Origin of the sequence: Streptomyces palmae, from assembly GCF_004684805.1 — a bacterium.
GTDB classification, from domain to species: Bacteria; Actinomycetota; Actinomycetes; order Streptomycetales; family Streptomycetaceae; genus Streptomyces; species Streptomyces palmae.
Window position 1 is genome coordinate 1 of sequence record NZ_SRID01000145.1, and the last position, 15,665, is coordinate 15,665.

Annotated in this window: 14 protein-coding genes and 1 pseudogene; 5 read left to right on the top strand and 10 right to left on the bottom strand. The window is 73.4% G+C overall.

The features are described from left to right. Window positions 1–192 precede the first annotated feature (192 nt). The gene (locus tag E4099_RS16680) at window positions 193–1,272 is read left to right on the top strand and encodes a PAC2 family protein (RefSeq protein WP_135339860.1); all 1,080 of its coding nucleotides are present in this window, start codon (window positions 193–195) and stop codon (window positions 1,270–1,272) included. 259 nt (window positions 1,273–1,531) lie between these two features. Here the strand turns inward: E4099_RS16680 and mshC are convergent, their stop codons facing one another. From mshC to E4099_RS16700, 4 genes are all read right to left on the bottom strand, one after another. Beyond that, on the bottom strand, window positions 1,532–2,761 hold the full coding sequence (gene mshC, locus E4099_RS16685) for a cysteine--1-D-myo-inosityl 2-amino-2-deoxy-alpha-D-glucopyranoside ligase (RefSeq protein ID WP_135339861.1): 1,230 nt from the start codon (window positions 2,759–2,761) through the stop codon (window positions 1,532–1,534). A gap of 240 nt (window positions 2,762–3,001) precedes the next feature. Beyond that, window positions 3,002–3,838 (bottom strand): SCO1664 family protein, encoded by an 837-nt coding sequence (locus E4099_RS16690; RefSeq protein WP_135339862.1) that lies wholly within the window; start codon window positions 3,836–3,838, stop codon window positions 3,002–3,004. After that, complete coding sequence (locus E4099_RS16695) at window positions 3,802–4,392, bottom strand: DUF3090 domain-containing protein (RefSeq protein ID WP_135339863.1); 591 nt, start codon at window positions 4,390–4,392, stop codon at window positions 3,802–3,804. Before E4099_RS16695 ends, E4099_RS16690 begins: the two co-directional genes overlap by 37 nt. Before the next feature lie 161 nt (window positions 4,393–4,553). Then, entirely contained in the window at window positions 4,554–5,249 is a 696-nt protein-coding gene (locus E4099_RS16700; protein ID WP_135339864.1) for a histidine phosphatase family protein, read from the bottom strand. A 78-nt stretch (window positions 5,250–5,327) separates the two neighbouring features. Here E4099_RS16700 and corA point away from each other — a divergent pair, with 78 nt between their 5' ends. Beyond that, window positions 5,328–6,311 carry a magnesium/cobalt transporter CorA gene (gene corA, locus E4099_RS16705; protein ID WP_245244916.1) on the top strand — a complete coding sequence of 328 codons (984 nt, stop codon included), beginning with the start codon at window positions 5,328–5,330 and terminating at the stop codon, window positions 6,309–6,311. A gap of 15 nt (window positions 6,312–6,326) precedes the next feature. Here the strand turns inward: corA and E4099_RS16710 are convergent, their stop codons facing one another. Together E4099_RS16710 and E4099_RS16715 are read right to left on the bottom strand one after the other, a co-directional pair. Next, the gene (locus E4099_RS16710; protein ID WP_135339866.1) at window positions 6,327–7,115 is read right to left on the bottom strand and encodes a ferritin-like domain-containing protein; all 789 of its coding nucleotides are present in this window, start codon (window positions 7,113–7,115) and stop codon (window positions 6,327–6,329) included. 291 nt (window positions 7,116–7,406) lie between these two features. Next, window positions 7,407–8,462, bottom strand: coding sequence for an LLM class F420-dependent oxidoreductase (locus E4099_RS16715; RefSeq protein WP_135339867.1), 1,056 nt, complete (start codon window positions 8,460–8,462; stop codon window positions 7,407–7,409). 163 nt (window positions 8,463–8,625) lie between these two features. Here E4099_RS16715 and E4099_RS16720 point away from each other — a divergent pair, with 163 nt between their 5' ends. Both E4099_RS16720 and E4099_RS16725 read left to right on the top strand, forming a co-directional pair. Next, entirely contained in the window at window positions 8,626–9,609 is a 984-nt protein-coding gene (locus E4099_RS16720; RefSeq protein WP_135339868.1) for an aldo/keto reductase, read from the top strand. Beyond that, window positions 9,606–12,008, top strand: coding sequence for a helix-hairpin-helix domain-containing protein (locus E4099_RS16725; RefSeq protein ID WP_135339869.1), 2,403 nt, complete (start codon window positions 9,606–9,608; stop codon window positions 12,006–12,008). Before E4099_RS16720 ends, E4099_RS16725 begins: the two co-directional genes overlap by 4 nt. 24 nt (window positions 12,009–12,032) lie before the next feature. On the opposite strand, the gene E4099_RS16730 is transcribed toward E4099_RS16725, so the two are convergent. Beyond that, window positions 12,033–12,719: a hypothetical protein gene (locus E4099_RS16730; RefSeq protein WP_135339870.1), complete on the bottom strand. Its 687-nt coding sequence runs from the start codon at window positions 12,717–12,719 to the stop codon at window positions 12,033–12,035. A 47-nt stretch (window positions 12,720–12,766) separates the two neighbouring features. Between E4099_RS16730 and E4099_RS16735 the strand changes: the two genes are divergently transcribed. Continuing rightward, window positions 12,767–12,955 (top strand): DUF5703 family protein, encoded by a 189-nt coding sequence (locus E4099_RS16735; RefSeq protein ID WP_018537156.1) that lies wholly within the window; start codon window positions 12,767–12,769, stop codon window positions 12,953–12,955. A 55-nt stretch (window positions 12,956–13,010) separates the two neighbouring features. Here E4099_RS16735 and E4099_RS16740 read toward each other — a convergent pair whose 3' ends face one another. The 3 genes and pseudogenes from E4099_RS16740 to E4099_RS16750 form a co-directional block, all read right to left on the bottom strand. Next, window positions 13,011–13,748, bottom strand: coding sequence for a chaplin (locus E4099_RS16740; RefSeq protein ID WP_135339871.1), 738 nt, complete (start codon window positions 13,746–13,748; stop codon window positions 13,011–13,013). A 139-nt stretch (window positions 13,749–13,887) separates the two neighbouring features. Beyond that, window positions 13,888–14,122: pseudogene (locus E4099_RS16745) on the bottom strand (chaplin). A gap of 130 nt (window positions 14,123–14,252) precedes the next feature. Then, complete coding sequence (locus E4099_RS16750; RefSeq protein WP_135339872.1) at window positions 14,253–15,590, bottom strand: M20/M25/M40 family metallo-hydrolase; 1,338 nt, start codon at window positions 15,588–15,590, stop codon at window positions 14,253–14,255. Window positions 15,591–15,665: the final 75 nt, after the last annotated feature.

Consider the following 15,665-nt stretch of genomic DNA (forward strand, 5'->3'; position numbering starts at 1 on the left):
GGCTTCCGACCGTCCCCGTACCGGCCGGGCCGGGGCACGTACCGGGGCGCCTGAGCGGGCGCGAGCAGAATCTGGATCTTCGGGCATGAGGCTGCGGTCCTGGGTAGGGGAAGCCGTAGGCTTGGGTGCACGCAACGGAACTGCAGCCGGTGGCGGTACGGACGGTACGCCCCGGTCGGAAGGAGGCGCTGGGTGATCGAGCTTGAGGGAGTTCCCGAGCTGATCGACCCGGTCATGATCTGTGCCTTCGAGGGCTGGAACGACGCCGGGGACGCGGCCTCCACCGCGGTCGGGCACCTGGACCGGGAGTGGAAGGGCGAGGTCTTCGCCACCCTCGACGCCGAGGACTACTACGACTTCCAGGTCAACCGGCCCACGATCTGGCTGGACGGCGGTGTCCGCAAGATCACCTGGCCGACGACCCGGCTCTCCGTGGTCCGGGCCGGCACCGCCGACAAGCCGCGCGACCTGGTGCTGGTGCGCGGTATCGAGCCGAGCATGCGCTGGCGTTCGTTCTGCAACGAGATCCTGGGCTTCGCCCACGAGTTGGGCGTGGAGATGGTCGTGGTGCTGGGGGCGCTGCTCGGCGACACCCCGCACACCCGGCCGGTGCCGGTCAGCGGGGTCACCTCCGACCCGGACCTGGCCCGCTCGATGGATCTGGAGGAGACCCGCTACGAGGGGCCGACCGGCATCGTGGGGGTCCTCCAGGAGGCGTGCACCCACGCCGGAGTGCCCGCGGTGAGCCTGTGGGCGGCGGTGCCGCACTACGTGTCGCAGCCGCCGAACCCGAAGGCCACCCTCGCGCTGCTCAACCGGCTCGAGGATCTGATCGGGGTGCGCATCCCGCTCGGCGAGCTGACCGAGGACGCGCGCGCCTGGCAGTTGGGCGTGGACCAGTTGGCGGCGGAGGACAGCGAGGTCGCCGAGTACGTCCAGTCGCTGGAGGAGGCGCGGGACACCGCCGAGCTGCCGGAGGCCTCGGGTGAGGCCATCGCCCGCGAGTTCGAGCGCTATCTGCGGCGGCGCGACGGTCAGCCCGGGCCCGGCGGGCACGCCTCGGAGTCCGGTCAGGTGGCCGATGGCCGGGAGACCGGCTCGTATCTGCGGGACTCCTCCAGCGGCCGTACCCGTCCGCGCAGGTCCGCGGCGAAGGACGAGGCCGAGACCGCGGCGCCCGGCGGCGCGGAGAGCGCCGGCGGGGACGACCGCGACGGCGGCTCGGACCCGGGGGACGCTGGGGACACCGAGGGCGAGGACACCCGGGAGTGACCCGGGGTCCGGCCCCGGTGCCGGCCGGGCCCTGACGGACCGTGCGGCGTGCCGCCGCCGACCGGTCGGGCGCCGGACCCGAGGGCGGGCGACGGCCGCGGGGTGGTCGCCGCGGCGGGCCGTCGGCGCCGAGTTCCCGAACGGACCCGGTCGGCCGGTGCGTTGACAGCGCGAGGGGCGCTCCTTCCCGGTGGGAGGGAGCGCCCCTCGGTCACTGCGGGCTCCGCCGGCCGTCAGTCCGGGCGGTGGGCCGGGGTGCTCAGAGGGCTACGCCCAGCAGTGCGTCCACGGCGCGGGAGACCAGCCCGGGCGCTCCGGTGTCGGTGCCTCCGACGGCCTCCTGGGCGGCCGCCCAGCGGTCGACCGCGGCCAGCGCGGCCGGGGTGTCGAGGTCGTCGGCGAGTGCCTCCCGGATCTCCTCCAGCAGCGCCTCGGCCGGCGGGCCGTCCGGCCGGGAGACCGCCGCGCGCCAGCGGTCCAGCCGTGCCACCGCCCGCGCCAGCACCTCGTCGGTCCACTCCCAGTCGGACCGGTAGTGGTGGGCGAGGAGCGCGAGCCGGATCGCCGCCGGGTCCACCCCGTCGCGGCGCAGGGCGGAGACGAAGACCAGGTTGCCCTTGGACTTGGACATCTTCTCGCCGTGCAGGGCGACCAGCCCGGCGTGCACATACGCCTTGGCGAACGGCCGCTCCCCGGTCAGCACCTGGGCGTGCGAGACGCCCATCTCGTGGTGCGGGAAGATCAGGTCGGAGCCGCCGCCCTGGACGTCGAAGCCCATGCCCAGGTACTCCAGGGCGATGGCCACGCACTCGATGTGCCAGCCCGGGCGGCCGGGGCCCAGGCTCGCCCCGTCCCAGCTGGGCTCGCCGGGCCGGGCGGCCAGCCACAGCAGCGGGTCGAGCGGGTTCTTCTTGCCGGGGCGCTCCGGGTCGCCGCCGCGCTCGGCGGACAGCAGCCGCATGGCCTCGGCGTCCAGCCGGGAGACGCCGCCGAAGTGCGGGTCGGACTCGATCGAGAAGTAGATGTCGCCTTCGAGCTCGTAGGCGGCGCCGATCTCACGCAGCCGCTCCACCAGCGGGACGATCATCGGTATCGACTCGACGGCGCCGATGTAGTGGGCGGGCGGCAGCATCCGCAGGGCGGTCATGTCCTCGCGGAACAGGGCCGTCTCGCGCTGCGCGAGCTCGGTCCAGTCGTCGCCGTTCGCCGTGGCCCGCTCCAGCAGCGGATCGTCGATGTCGGTGACGTTCTGGACGTAGTGAACCTGCCGCTTGGTGTCCAGCCACACGCGCTGGACCAGGTCGAACGCGTTGTAGGTCGCCGCATGCCCCAGGTGGGTGGCGTCGTACGGAGTGATGCCGCAGACGTAGATGCGGGCGACGGGACCGGGGTCCAGGGTGATGGGACCGCCGGTCGCGGTGTCGTGGATCCTCAGGTCGCGGCCTCTGCCAGGCAGGGCGGGAACCTCGGAAGCGGGCCAGGCATACATGCCATGAGCGTAACCGGACGCCGGTTCCGGATACGAACCGGACCAGTGCTGTTGGCTCAATAGGCACTCTTGTCAGTTGTCTCGCGATCTGCCATACCGGCCATCTTCGGACTCCTCGGGCCAGCTCGCCAATGTTTTCCAGCCAACGCTTTCCGGCCGGACAAGACAGGATTTGACCGACACGGAGCATTCAATGATCGCGGGCCGGCTCAGGCCTCCCCCGGGAACCGGTCAGACCGGTCAGACCGGGGGCCAGGGGATCGGCGGCCACTGCCCGCTGGGCTCGGGGTGCCGGCCGGTCTCCAGCAGAGCGGCTATCCGGGCGCGCAGCGCCTCCAGCTCGGCCGGGGTGATCAGGCGGGCCAGCCGGGCGGCGAGCGGCTCCCCGTCCACCAGGGCCGCCGCCAGGCCGCGCAGCACACCGAGCGCCTCCTCGGGCAGCGGCTCCCCGGCCCATCCCCACAGCAGGGTGCGCAGCTTGTCCTCGGCGTTGAAGGTGACCCCGTGGTCGATGGCGTAGACCCGGCCGTCCGCGGTGGGCAGCAGGTGCCCGCCCTTGCGGTCGCCGTTGTTGATCACCGCGTCCAGCACGGCCAGCCGCCGCAGCCGGTCGTCGTCGGCGTGCACCAGCAGCGCGGTACGGCCCTCCCCCACCTCGGCGAAGCCCACCGCCTTCCAGCCGGGCCCGGGCTCCTCGCCGTCGACCAGCGCCAGCAGCCGGGGCGCCCCGTCCTCGTCCGAGGGCTCCACCCACACCTGGCACATGCCCTGCCCGTACGGCCCCTCGCGCAGCACCGTCGGCGGGATCAGGTCCCAGCCGGTGGCGCGGGAGACCTCGTACGCGGCGACCTCCCGCTGGGCCAGGGTGCCGTCCGGGAAGTCCCACAGCGGGCGCTCCCCGGCGACCGGCTTGTAGACGCAGGCCGCGCTGTGCCCGTCGTACTCGATCGTGCAGTACAGCACCGCATTGGACGCCTCCCGGACCCGGCCGCGCACGGTGAGCTCACCCCGGGCCAGCAGCTCGGTGGGGTCCGGTGGCGTCACGCTCCGCGGCGGTATCCGTTCTGGCGCGGACATACGTGTCCCTCCGGGTCGAGCGGCAGGCTGCACAGGGGGCACGGCGGACGGCCGGCGTTGACCACCTCCAGCGCGCGCTTGGCGAACGCGCGGGCCTGGGTACCGGTGAGCCGCACCCGCAGCATGGGCGGACCGTTCACCTCGTCCTGGAGCAGCCGCTCCTCGGCCTCGGCGAGGTCCTCCTCGGACTCCGCCTCCAGTTCCACCAGCGCCTGCGCCTCGACGATCATGCGCTCTTCGCTGCCGTCCCAGGCCAGCGCCATGGTGCCGACCCGGAACTCCTCCTCCACCGGGGTGTCCAGGGGCGCGGTGTCGGTGAGCTCGGCGGGGGCCATCGCGGGCACCGCCGCACTGCCGCCGGTGCGCCGCACGACCTCGTCCAGCAGCTCATCGATCCGCTCGGCCAGCGCCGCGACCTGCGCCTTCTCCAGAGCGACGCTGGTGACCCGGCCCTGCGCCGACGCCTGGAGGAAAAACGCGCGGCGGCCAGGCAGTCCGACCGTACCGGCGACGAACCGGTCCGGCGGGTCGTAGAGGAACACCTGACGGGTCAACGTCCTGCTCCCTGTGGTCTGGGGTGGTTTCGGGTGAATCTAGGTGAAGCCAGGCAAACGCAGATGAACTGGGGTGGGTCAGTCCCGGTGCCGGGACCGCCGGTCTCGAACGCGCCGTGGCGGGGACGGCGCCGCGGCACCCACCCTACTGCGCATGGAGATCATGGCGCTCCCGCGCCACCGCCCACCGCCGCCTCGGCGGCCTGGCCGCCGGACAGCTCCTCGCGCGGCACCAGGCTCCCGAAGTCGCCGGTGTCGCCGAGCCGCACCAGGAACGGCCGCAGCGGGGTGTAGCGGATCGCGGTGACCGAGCAGGGCTCCACCGACACCCGCTGGAACAGGTCCAGGTGCAGCCCCAGGGCGTCCGCGACCAGCGATTTGATGATGTCGCCGTGCGAACACATCAGATAGACCGCGTCGGCGCCGTGCGCTGACTCCATCCGGGCGTTCCAGTCGTGCACCGCGTCCACCGCGCGCGCCTGCATGGCCCGGATCGACTCCCCACCGGGGAAGGCGGCGGCCGACGGATGCCGCTGCACCACCTCCATCAGCGGCTCGTCGGAGAGCTCCTTGAGCTTGCGCCCCGACCACTGGCCGTAGTGGCACTCCCCGATCCGCTCCTCGGCGTGCAGCGGCAGCCCGGGCCGGGCCTCCAGCAGCGGGGCGAGCGTCTCCTGGCAGCGCTGCAGGGGGCTGGTCACCGCGGCGGCCAACGGCAGCTGGGCGAGTCGCGCCGGCAGGGCGGCGGCCTGGGCCGCGCCCCGCTCGTCGAGGGCGACCCCGGGGGTCCAGCCCGCCAGCACTCCGGCGGTGTTGGCGGTGGACCGGCCATGTCTGACGAGGATCAGCGTGGGCATGACGCCACCCTACGACCCAGGCCGGCGGCTCGCCCTCCTCCGGATGCGCCCTCGTCCGGTTCGTTGCAGAATGCGCGCGTGATCGTGGATTGCGCCGTCTACCGGAACGGGAACCGCACCGAGGTGCCCGCCGACCTCGCCGGGGCGCTCGGCCGGGCGCGGGCGGCGGGCGACGCCTTCTTGTGGATCGGCCTCTACGAGCCGACCGAGCAGGAGTTCTCGCTGGTGACCAGCGCGTTCGGCCTGCACCGGCTGGCGGTGGAGGACGCGCTCACCGCCCACCAGCGCCCCAAGCTGGAGGTCTACGAGGACTCGCTGTTCCTGGTGCTCAAACCGGTGAGCTACGAGGAGGCCGGCAGCACCGTCACCACCGGGGAGCTGATGGTCTTCGTCGGTGACTGCTTCGTGGTCACCGTGCGGCACGGCGAGGCCAACCCGCTCAGCGCCGTACGCGCCGGGCTGGAGCACCGCCCCGAGGTGCTCCAGCAGGGGCCGACGGCGGTGATGTACGCGGTGGCGGACGCGGTGGTCGACCACTACCTGGAGGTGGCCGAGGAACTCCATGCGGACCTCGACGAGCTGGAGGCCGAGGTCTTCTCCGTCGACCGCAACCGGCCGGGGAGCACCGCGGCCCGGATCTACACCTTCAAGCGCCAGGTGCTGGAGTTCCGCCGGGCCACCGTCCCGCTGGCCGAGCCGATGGCCCGGCTGGCCGGCGCCGGGGTGCCGTTCGTCCACGCCGGCTCGCAGCCGTTCTTCCGCGATGTCGCCGACCACCTGACCCGCGCCAACGAGCACGTGGAGGTGCTGGACCGGCTGATGTCCGATGTGCTCTCGGCGCATCTGGCGCAGACCGGCGTGCGGCAGAACGACGACCTGCGCAAGATCTCCGCCTGGGCTGCGATGGTCGCGGTACCCACGATGATCGCCGGGGTCTACGGCATGAACTTCCAGCACATGCCCGAACTCACGCGGTGGTGGGGCTACCCCGCCGCCCTCGGCGTGATGGTCGCGGTGGTGCTGCTGCTGTACCGCTTCTTCCGCCGGCGGGGCTGGCTGTAGGGCCGGGGCGCCGCCCTACGCGAACTCCGGCTCCGGTTTCACCGCTCCCCCCAGCGCGTCCCTGCGCTCGGGCATCCGCAGCGACACCATGCGCCGCCATCCGCCCAGCCGCTCCGCCCCGTACATCGCGTGGATCCCGGCGGCCAGCGCCGCCGCCTTGGCCCGCGGCCAGCCCAGGATGCGGCCCATGTGCCCCATCACCGCCAGGCTCACATCGCGGTAGACGGCGATCTCGGCGAGCGCGGAGGCGCGGAGGGTGTCCAGGATGAGCCGGCCGTGCCCGGCGGCGGCCAGCCGCAGCAGTTCCTCATGGCAGTAGGCGAGGTGGTTGTCCTCGTCGTGGGAGATCATCCTGACCGCGCGGCCGACGTCCGGATGGTCGCCGAAGTACTTCACCAGCATCCGCATCTGGCCGGAGGCGCGTTCCTCGGTGACCCTGCTGTGCGCCAGGTAGACGACGATGTCCCGCTCGGTCAGGGGCGTGTCGCGGCGCAGCTTCTCGTGCGCGAGCCCGATCCCGCCGGCCTCCAGCAGCATGGTGTAGTCGGTCTCCCGCGGCACCTCCACCGGTGTGAGGCCGCGCTTGCGCAGCAGCGCGTTGAAGATGCGGCCGTGCTTGTCCTCGTCCGCGCCGTGCCGCGCGATCCGGGGGGCGAGGAACCGCTGGCTGTCCGGCACCAGCGCCGCGATACGGCCGTTCTCCCAGCCGCCCTGGGTCTCCCCGCTGGCCGCGATGGAGCAGAACAGCCGGAAGGACTCGTCGTTGTCGAAGATCTCCTGGAACAGGCTTTTCGCCGAGAGCATCTGCCACCTCCGTGCGCGACGGCCGCGCAGGAAAAGTCAAATGCCGCATGACAGGCAGAGCAACAGCTGACCGGGCCCAGTCGGCCGAACGAAGGACCCGCCGGCCGCCCGGCCCGCCAGGAGCGCGTAACCGGTCGGGGCACCAGCCGTTGTGCTGGGTGACGCGGCCGCGGCGGGGAAGACCCCCCGAGCCCCCGCCACGGCCGCAGGGTCCTTGGGCGCCCCTGGCCCGTACCGCGCGGCCGGCCGCTTCCGGGACAGTGCCCCGGAAGCGGTCGGCCGGGTGCCCGCTCAGGCCAGGTCGGCCCGCTCCAGCGCCTCCATGCCGGCGCGCAGCGCGGCGATCCGCTCCTCGAGGGCGAAGCCGGCCGGGACCAGGGTCAGCGTGGTCACTCCGGCCTCCGCGTAGCGGCGCATGCCCTCGGCGATCCGGTCCACCGAACCCAGCAGGGTGGTGGAGTCGATCAGCCGCTCCGGGACGGCCGCCGCGGCGCCCGCCTTGTCGCCGGACAGGTACTTGTCCTGGATCTCGGCGGCCTCCTGCTCATAGCCCATCCGCCGGGCCAGCTGGTTGTAGAAGTTCTGCTTGCGGCTGCCCATGCCGCCCACGTAGAGCGCGGTGTACGGCCGGAAGATGTCCGCCAGCGCGCTGACGTCCCGGTCGGCGCCGAGGGCCAGCGGCACCGTGGGGCACACGTCGAAGCCCTCCATGGTCTTCCCGGCCTTCTCCCGGCCCGCCCGCAGATGGCGCAGGGCGGTGTCCTCCAGGTGCTCGGCCGCGGGGAAGATCAGCAGCGCCCCCTCGGCGATCTCGCCGGTCTGCTCCAGGTTCTTGGGGCCGATGGCGGCGATGTAGAGCGGAATGTGCTCGCGCTCGGGGTGCACGGTCAGCTTGAGGGCCTTGCCCGGTCCGTCGGGCAGCGGCAGCGTCCAGTGCTCCCCCTGGTGGCTCAGGCGTTCGCGGGACATCGCCTTGCGGACGATCTCCACGTACTCCCGGGTGCGGGCCAGCGGCTTGTCGAACTTGACGCCGTACCAGCCCTCGGAGACCTGCGGGCCGGAGACGCCCAGGCCCAGCCGGAACCGGCCGCCGGACAGCGAGTCCAAGGTGGCGGCGGTCATCGCGGTCATCGCGGGCGTACGGGCCGGGATCTGGAAGATCGCGGAACCGATGTCGATGCGCTCGGTCTGGGCGGCGACCCAGGAGAGCACCGTGGCGGCGTCGGAGCCGTACGCCTCGGCGGCCCAGCAGACCGAGTAGCCGAGCCGGTCGGCCTCCTGGGCCACCGCGAGGTTGTCCGCGTCCATCCCGGCACCCCAGTAGCCGAGGTTGATCCCGAGCCGCATACACTCTCCCCTACCGATCAGTAACGTCTTTTGCCCGGACTCTAGCGCGCCACCCGGCGCCGCGTCAGGGCCCCGCGGCGGTCCGGGAGCGGGCCCTTGGCCCTCCCGTTCCGCGTACGGGTTCCGCGTACGGGTTCGGCGCCGCCCAGTAACCTCGGGCCCCATGGAGCTCAGGCACCTCGGCCATACGGGCCTTCGCGTATCCCGGATCGGGCTCGGCACCCTCACCTGGGGCCGCGACACCGACGAACACGATGCCGCCGAGCAACTCAGGGCATTCTGGGACGCGGGCGGCACCCTGGTCGACACCGCCGACGTCTACGCGGACGGCGGCGCCGAGTACCTCCTGGGCCAGCTGCTGGAGGACCTGGTGCCCCGCCGCGACCTGGTCATCGCCACCAAGGCGGGCAGCGTCCCCGACCCCGACCGCCGCTTCGACGGCTCGCGCGGCCATCTGCTCGACGCGCTGGACGCCTCGCTGGAGCGGTTGGGCACCGACTACGTCGACCTGTGGCAGGTGCACGCCTTCGACCCCGGCACCCCGCTCGAGGAGACCCTGCAGGCCCTGGACATCGCGGTGAGCAGCGGACGGGCCCGGTATGTGGGGGTGTCCAACTTCTGCGGCTGGCAGCTGGCCAAGGCCGCCACCTGGCAGCTGGCCTCGCCCGGCGCGCAGACCCGGCTGGCCAGCACCCAGATGGAGTACTCGCTGCTGCAGCGCGGCGTCGAGCGCGAGGTGCTGCCCGCCGCGCTCGACCTCGGCGTGGGCCTGCTGCCCTCCTCGCCGCTCGGCCGCGGGGTGCTCACCGGCAAGTACCGGCACACCACCCCCGCCGACTCGCGGGGCGCCTCCGAGCATCTGGCGCCGTTCGTCGCCCCTTATCTCGACGCGGAGGCGAGCCGGATCGTGGAGGCGGTGACCACCGCCGCGGACGGACTGGCGACCACCGCGCTCCAGGTGGCCCTCGCCTGGGTACGGGACCGGCCGGGCGTCGCCGCCCCGATCGTCGGCGCCCGCAACGCGCAGCAGCTCAGAGCGGCCCTGTCAGTGGAGGCGCTTACGCTTCCCCACGAGATCTGCCAGGCGCTCGACGACGTGTCGGCGCCCGTGCACCGCTATCCCGACCAGGACTGGAGCACGCTGTGAGTACCGACCGCCTCGCCGGCGAGGCCGCCACCCCGCCCGAGGAGGAGCCCACCACCGGGGCCACCGGCCCGGACGCCGGCACCGGTTCGGGGACCCCCGCGGACCCGCCGGGCGCCGCCCCGGCACCGGAGGATCCCCCCGCACGGGAGGGTGCCCAAGGCCCGGCGAGCGCCTCGGGTTCGGATGACACGCGGGGCGTGGCGGAGGGCACGGACGCCGACGACACCGAGGGCTCGGCGGAGGACACCGCGGGCGCGGAGGACGCCGCCGCACTGGACGACACCGCAGCGGCGCAGGACGCCGCCCCCCGCAAGCGGTCGGCCGCTGCCGAGGCCCTGGCCGCGGCGGTACGGGCGGTGGAGAGCGGCGAGCGGTCCGCGGCGTCCTTCTTCACCGAGCAGCCGTCTTCCCGGCCGGCCCGGCCGAGTGCTCCGGGGGGCGGCTCCACGCCGTCCGGCACCGGCCGTACCCCCGGCGCGGGCGGCGCCCCCGGGGCGCACATCGGCTCAACCGCGCCGTCCGAGGCCCCCGTGCACCCAGCGCGGCGAGAGGCCGGCGCCGGACATCCGCAGGGACCGCCGCCCGGTGCGGCGCGCCCCGGGCGGGCCGCCGCACTCGCCGACACCGCCGGACTGCGGCAGGTACTGGCCGCCGGGGGCGCCCCCGAGCAGCTGGCCGAACCGGTCGCCGAGGCGCTGGGTGAGCAGGCCGCCGAGGCGCTGCGGGCCGATCCCTGGCGGCTGCTGGCGGTGGCCGCCGTACGGCCGGAGCAGGCGGACGCCTTCGCCCGCGCGCTGCTCGGGCCGGAGTGCGGCCCCGGCGACGAGCGGCGGGGGCAGGCCCTGCTCGGCCGGGTGCTGGAGCGCGCCGCGCTGGAGGGCCACACCGCGCTGCCCGCGTCCGCGGTACGGGAGGCGCTGGCCGCCCACGCGGTGCCGGATCCGGACGCGGCGGTGCGTACCGCCGTCACCGAGGGTGGCGTACTCGTCTTCCAGGACGCCCTGGACGCCCTGCCCGGCCACCGGGTGGCCGAGGACGCGGAGGACGAGCCCGCGGTGCGGGTGCTGCTCGGCCTGGACCGGTACGCCCTGGCCGAGGAGAGCCTGGCCGATGGCCTGGCCCGGTTGGTCAGCACCTTCGGCCAGGGGGCCGGGCCCGGGCCCGAGGAGGATGCCGCGGTCGGCGCGAGCGCGGCGGACTGGGGCACCGCCGCGGACGCGGCGCCCTCTCCGTCCGCCGCGGAGTTGATCCGGGCCGCCGCCGGCCACGGGCTGGTGGCCCATACCGGCGGCGAGGCGGCCCGCGCCGAGCCGGTGGCGCTGGTGGCCGCGGCCCGGGCGTTGGGCCTGCGCGCCTACGCGGCGGCGCACACCGAGGACGGCCGGCGGCGGCTGGCCGCCGCACTCGCCGAGGGCCCGCCGGGCGGTGCGGAGCCGGCGGAGGCCGCCGCGGTCACCGTCGCCGGGCTGCTCTCCGGCCGGCAGGGGCCGGGCCGCGACGCGGAAGGCGCGCTCGCGCTGGATCTGCTCGCGGTGCTGGACGCGCCGCAGTTGGACGTGGAGACCGCGGCGATGCTGGTGGAGTCGCTGCCGGACGGCACCCGGCTGGTGCTCAGCGGCGACCCGGGAGTGCTCTGGTCGGCCGGCCCGGGCCGGGTCTTCGCCGACCTGCTGGCCGCGCGCTGCTGCCCGCAGGTCGTCTCCCGGACGCCGGACCCGGGTCCGATCGGCGAGCTGGTGTCCGGGATCGGGATCGGTGAGCTGAACCAGGTCGAGGCGCCCGGCCGGGAGGTGGTGATCGTCCCGGTGCGGGACGCCGGGGAGGCGGTGCACCGCACGGTCCAGCTGGTGGCGGACTCGGTGCCACGGGCGATCGGCGTGCCCGCCGAGTCCACCCAGGTCATCACCCCGGGACATGGCGGCGCCGCGGGCACCCGGGCACTCAACGCGGCGCTCAAGGAGCGGCTGAACCCCGGCCCGGGGCGGTTCGGCGGCTTCGACCCGGGTGACCGGGTCGTCCATGTGCCGGCGCCGGGCCGGACCGTGCCCGGCACGGTGGTCTCGGCGGACGCCGAGGGCCTGCTGCTGGACTGCGCGGGCAGCCCGCTGCTGGTGCCCCGCGAGTCGGTGGCCTCGACGGTGCGGCACGCCTGGGCGCTCACCGCCCACCAGGCGGCTGGGCTGCGCTGGCCGGCCGTCGTGGTGGTGCTGCCCGGTGACGCCACCGCGGGCCTCACCCGGGCCTGGGTCTACACCGCGTTCAGCCGCGGCGAGCGCCATCTGTCGGTGGTACACGGCGCCGGCGAGGCGCTGCCGCGTGCGGTGGCGGAGCGCGGTGCCGCGGAGCGGACCACCCGGCTGCGGTCTCTGCTGGAGGCGCAGAACCCGCCCGCCGGGTGATCACGGTGTGCCGGCCCCGGGAGCTCAGCTCTCGGGGCGCAGCACCTCCAGGTCGTCGTCGATGTCGTCGATGTCATCCGCGCCGCCGGCTTCGTCCAGATCCTGGTCGAAGACCTCGCTCACGTCGAAGCGGCACACCACTCGCTGCGGGTCCGCCTGGTCGAACGGCGCGGCCAGCCACTCCCCCGGTTCGGCGAGTTCGTCCAGCGCGGTCACCCACAGGGTGGAGTCGCCCTCCTCCAGGCCGAACTCCTTGTGCCGGGAGGCGATCTCGTCCGGTTCGTACTCGCCGAACACCACCCCGAGCGCGGCGTGCACACTGCCGCCCGCCCCGCCGCCGGCATTCCCGGTGCCGATGTCCGGATCCAGGTCGGCGACCCGCTGAGCCTGGCTCAGCAGGCGCTGGGGCTCGGCGACCGCGTAGTCCCTGCGGATCAGCACGCTCAGCGCGCTGGGTTCCTCGGGCCCCGCGTAGGCCGGCATGCCGTCCTCGCCGGGGATCTCGAAGGGCGTGACCTCGTCGTAGGCGTCGTAGAGCAGCTCGTCGTAGGCCTCGGCTGCCGCCGCCAGCTCGTTGAACGCGGCGTAGACGGCCGGATCGTCCTCGCCCGACCGGCGTTCGACAGCGTCGAGGTGGCGGTCCAGCGCGGCCTTGACCGCTTCAGCGGCGGCGCGTACCTCGGCAGCGGATGGCTGCGCAGCATCAGACATAGTGCAGACGCTATCCGTATCAGGGCAGTTCCCGCACAATAGATGCGATGCCGGAATATGAATTCTGCGATGTGTATGTGCCGAGGGGGGTCTCCCGCAAGGCCGCCACACGCCTGCTGACCGACCACGCCGAGTACGGACACTGGGAGTTGGACCGACTGCGACTCAACCCCGACGGCAGCCGCAGAGTGCGACTGCGCCGCCGGATCATCCGCCAGCTGCGCGCCACCTGGTAAGCAGGGAGCGGGCCCCGCTGCCGCGGGGCCCGCTCGGTTTCACCGTGGTGGTGTCTCAGTGCTGCCGGGCACGGGCCCGACGGTAGAGCACCGCACCGGCCAGCAGTGCGGCCGCGCCGGCCGGAGCCAGCACGTCCAGCGAGTCGGCACCGGTCTGGGCCAGCTGCTCGCGGGGGTCCACCTGCGGGTCCTGCACCGCACGGTGCGAGATCTGCTCGTGGTGCTCCGGCGCGCGGGTGTGCGGCTTGGGCTTCTCCTCGGGCCGGTGCGGCTTCGCCGGGCGCGGCTTGGGTGCCTCGGCACCGATCTCGCAGTCGCTGTCCGCGGCCGTGTTGCCGATCCCGACGATGTCGATGCTGTTGCCGCAGACCTCCACCGGGACGTGGATCGGGAGCTGCACGGTGTTCCCGGAGAGCACGCCGGGCGAGCCCTTGCTGCTGCCCTCGGCCAGGGCGCCGGTGTGGTGGGACTCCTCCCGCCGGACCTCTTCGCGCCGGGTCTCCTTGCCGTGTGTGTCGTGGGTGCGCACACTGCTGGAGTGGCTGCCCGAGTCGACGTGGCACGCCCCGCCCAGGGCCGGGTTGAGCAGCCCGACCACATTGATGGTGTTGTTGCAGACCTCCACCGGGATGTCGACCGGGACCTGCACGGTGTTCCCGGACGCGACCCCGGGTGAGTCCGATGCGGTGCCGTGGGCACCGGAGCCGACCGCGTTCGCGTAGCCGGCCGTAGCGGCGAGCACACTGCCGGCCGCCGCGACCGTCATCAGACTGTTTCTCGCAACCTTGCGCATGGGTTCCGTTCCCCTGCCTTGCCTCGTTGTGAAATACGCCCGGGCAATGTGCCCGCGCGTCGAACCCACTGGTCCCGGAGTGCCTGGCGCACACTCCGGGACCAGCCGGGACCACACCCCTAGAGGTGGTGAATCAACATCAGTTGTTGATGCAGACGTTGCCGAAGGCAGGGTCAAGCAGCCCGATCATGTCGATCGTGTCGCCGCGGACGTCCACCGACGCGTGGGCCGGAACCGGGACCACGTTGCCGGAGACGACGCCCGGGCGACACCACCGCAACCCCCTTGGCGCCTGAATCGGCGCAGGCCGAAACCGCGCCGGCGAGCACCAGACCACCGGAGGCAGCCGCAGCGGCGGCGACCTTCTTGATCATTGATCCTCCTTCTCGGCAATGCGGTCCCATGCCGCGGACCGCACTCCCTGTAACGAGGAGGGGATGGGCAGGCTACGAAGCCGTGGATCCATTCACCCGTTCCAGCGAAGGGCGCCGGAACGGCGACGCCTCAGCAGTTGTCCAGGAAGCGGTCCAACACCCGGACCCCGAAGGTGAGTCCGTCGACCGGGACCCGCTCGTCCACGCCGTGGAACATGCCCGCGAAGTCCAGCTCCGGAGGGAGCTTGAGCGGCGCGAACCCGAAGCAGCGGATCCCGAGGTCGTCGAAGGACTTGGCGTCCGTACCGCCCGAGAGGCAGTACGGCACGGCGCGCGCGATCGGGTCCTCGGCCTTGAGCGCCGTCTGCATCGCGTCCACCAGCGCGCCGTCGAAGCTGGTCTCCAGCGCCTTGTCGGCGTGCACGTCCTCGCGCCGCACCCGCGGCCCCAGGATCCGGTCCAGGTCGGCCAGGAACTCCTCCTCGTAACCGGGCAGGAACCGTCCGTCCACGTGCGCGGTCGCCTGCCCGGGGATGACATTGACCTTGTACCCGGCGCCCAGCATGGTCGGCTGGGCGGTGTTCTGCAGGGTGGCGCCGATCAGCTTGGCGATGCCGCCCAGCTTCTCCAGCGTCTCGTCCATGTTCTCCGGGTCGAGCGGGATGCCCAGCGCGTCGGACAGTTCGTCCAGGAAGGACCGCACGGTCTTGGTCACCCGCACCGGGAACTTGTGCCGGCCGAGCCGGGCCACGGCCTCGGTCAGCTCGGTGATCGCGTTGTCCTTGTTGGTCATCGACCCGTGGCCGGCGGTGCCGTCCACGGTGAGCCGCATCCAGTGCATGCCCTTCTCGGCCGTCTCCACCAGGTACAGCCGGAGCTTCTCGTTCACGGTGAAGGAGAAGCCGCCCACCTCGCCGATCGCCTCGGTCACGCCCTCGAAGAGGTCCCGGTGCTCGTTGACCAGGTGCCGCGCGCCGTACACCCCTCCGGCCTCCTCGTCGGCGAGGAAGGCCAGCACGATGTCGCGCGGCGGCTTGCGACCGCTGCGCATCCGGTCGCGCACCACCGCGAGGGTCATCGCGTCCATGTCCTTCATGTCGACCGCGCCCCGGCCCCACACGCAGCCGTCCGCGATCTCGCCCGAGAACGGGTGGTGGGTCCAGTCGTGCGCGTTGGCCGGCACGACGTCGGTGTGGCCGTGGATCAGCAGCGCGGGCCGCGACGGGTCCTCGCCCTCGATCCGCGCCACCGTCGAGGCCCGGCCCTTGTGCGACTCGAAGATCTGCGGCTCCAAGCCCACCTCGGCGAGCTTCTCGGCCACGTACTCGGCCGCGGCGCGCTCCCCCGGGCCGGAGTGGTCGCCGTAGTTGCTGGTGTCGATCCGGATCAGGTCACGGCACAGATCGACGACCTCGTCCTCGCCCGTGACGGCAGCCCCTCCGGTCGCGGCCGATGTCGACTCGCTCACTTCGCCTCCTCGTCGTTCACTGCCGCGAGTGCCCCTCCGGGCCGTCACGGCGGGTCCACCGCCATCCTCCCCCGC

Excerpts from the sequence above, each read along its gene's own strand:
- mshC (WP_135339861.1), bottom strand. The coding sequence starts at position 2,761 with ATGTATGCCTGGCCCGCTTCCGAGGTTCCCGCCCTGCCTGGCAGAGGC.
- E4099_RS16690 (WP_135339862.1), bottom strand. The coding sequence starts at position 3,838 with ATGTCCGCGCCAGAACGGATACCGCCGCGGAGCGTGACGCCACCGGAC.
- E4099_RS16700 (WP_135339864.1), bottom strand. The coding sequence starts at position 5,249 with ATGCCCACGCTGATCCTCGTCAGACATGGCCGGTCCACCGCCAACACC.
- E4099_RS16710 (WP_135339866.1), bottom strand. The coding sequence starts at position 7,115 with ATGCTCTCGGCGAAAAGCCTGTTCCAGGAGATCTTCGACAACGACGAG.
- E4099_RS16715 (WP_135339867.1), bottom strand. The coding sequence starts at position 8,462 with ATGCGGCTCGGGATCAACCTCGGCTACTGGGGTGCCGGGATGGACGCG.
- E4099_RS16720 (WP_135339868.1), top strand. The coding sequence starts at position 8,626 with ATGGAGCTCAGGCACCTCGGCCATACGGGCCTTCGCGTATCCCGGATC.
- E4099_RS16730 (WP_135339870.1), bottom strand. The coding sequence starts at position 12,719 with ATGTCTGATGCTGCGCAGCCATCCGCTGCCGAGGTACGCGCCGCCGCT.
- E4099_RS16735 (WP_018537156.1), top strand. The coding sequence starts at position 12,767 with ATGCCGGAATATGAATTCTGCGATGTGTATGTGCCGAGGGGGGTCTCC.
- E4099_RS16740 (WP_135339871.1), bottom strand. The coding sequence starts at position 13,748 with ATGCGCAAGGTTGCGAGAAACAGTCTGATGACGGTCGCGGCGGCCGGC.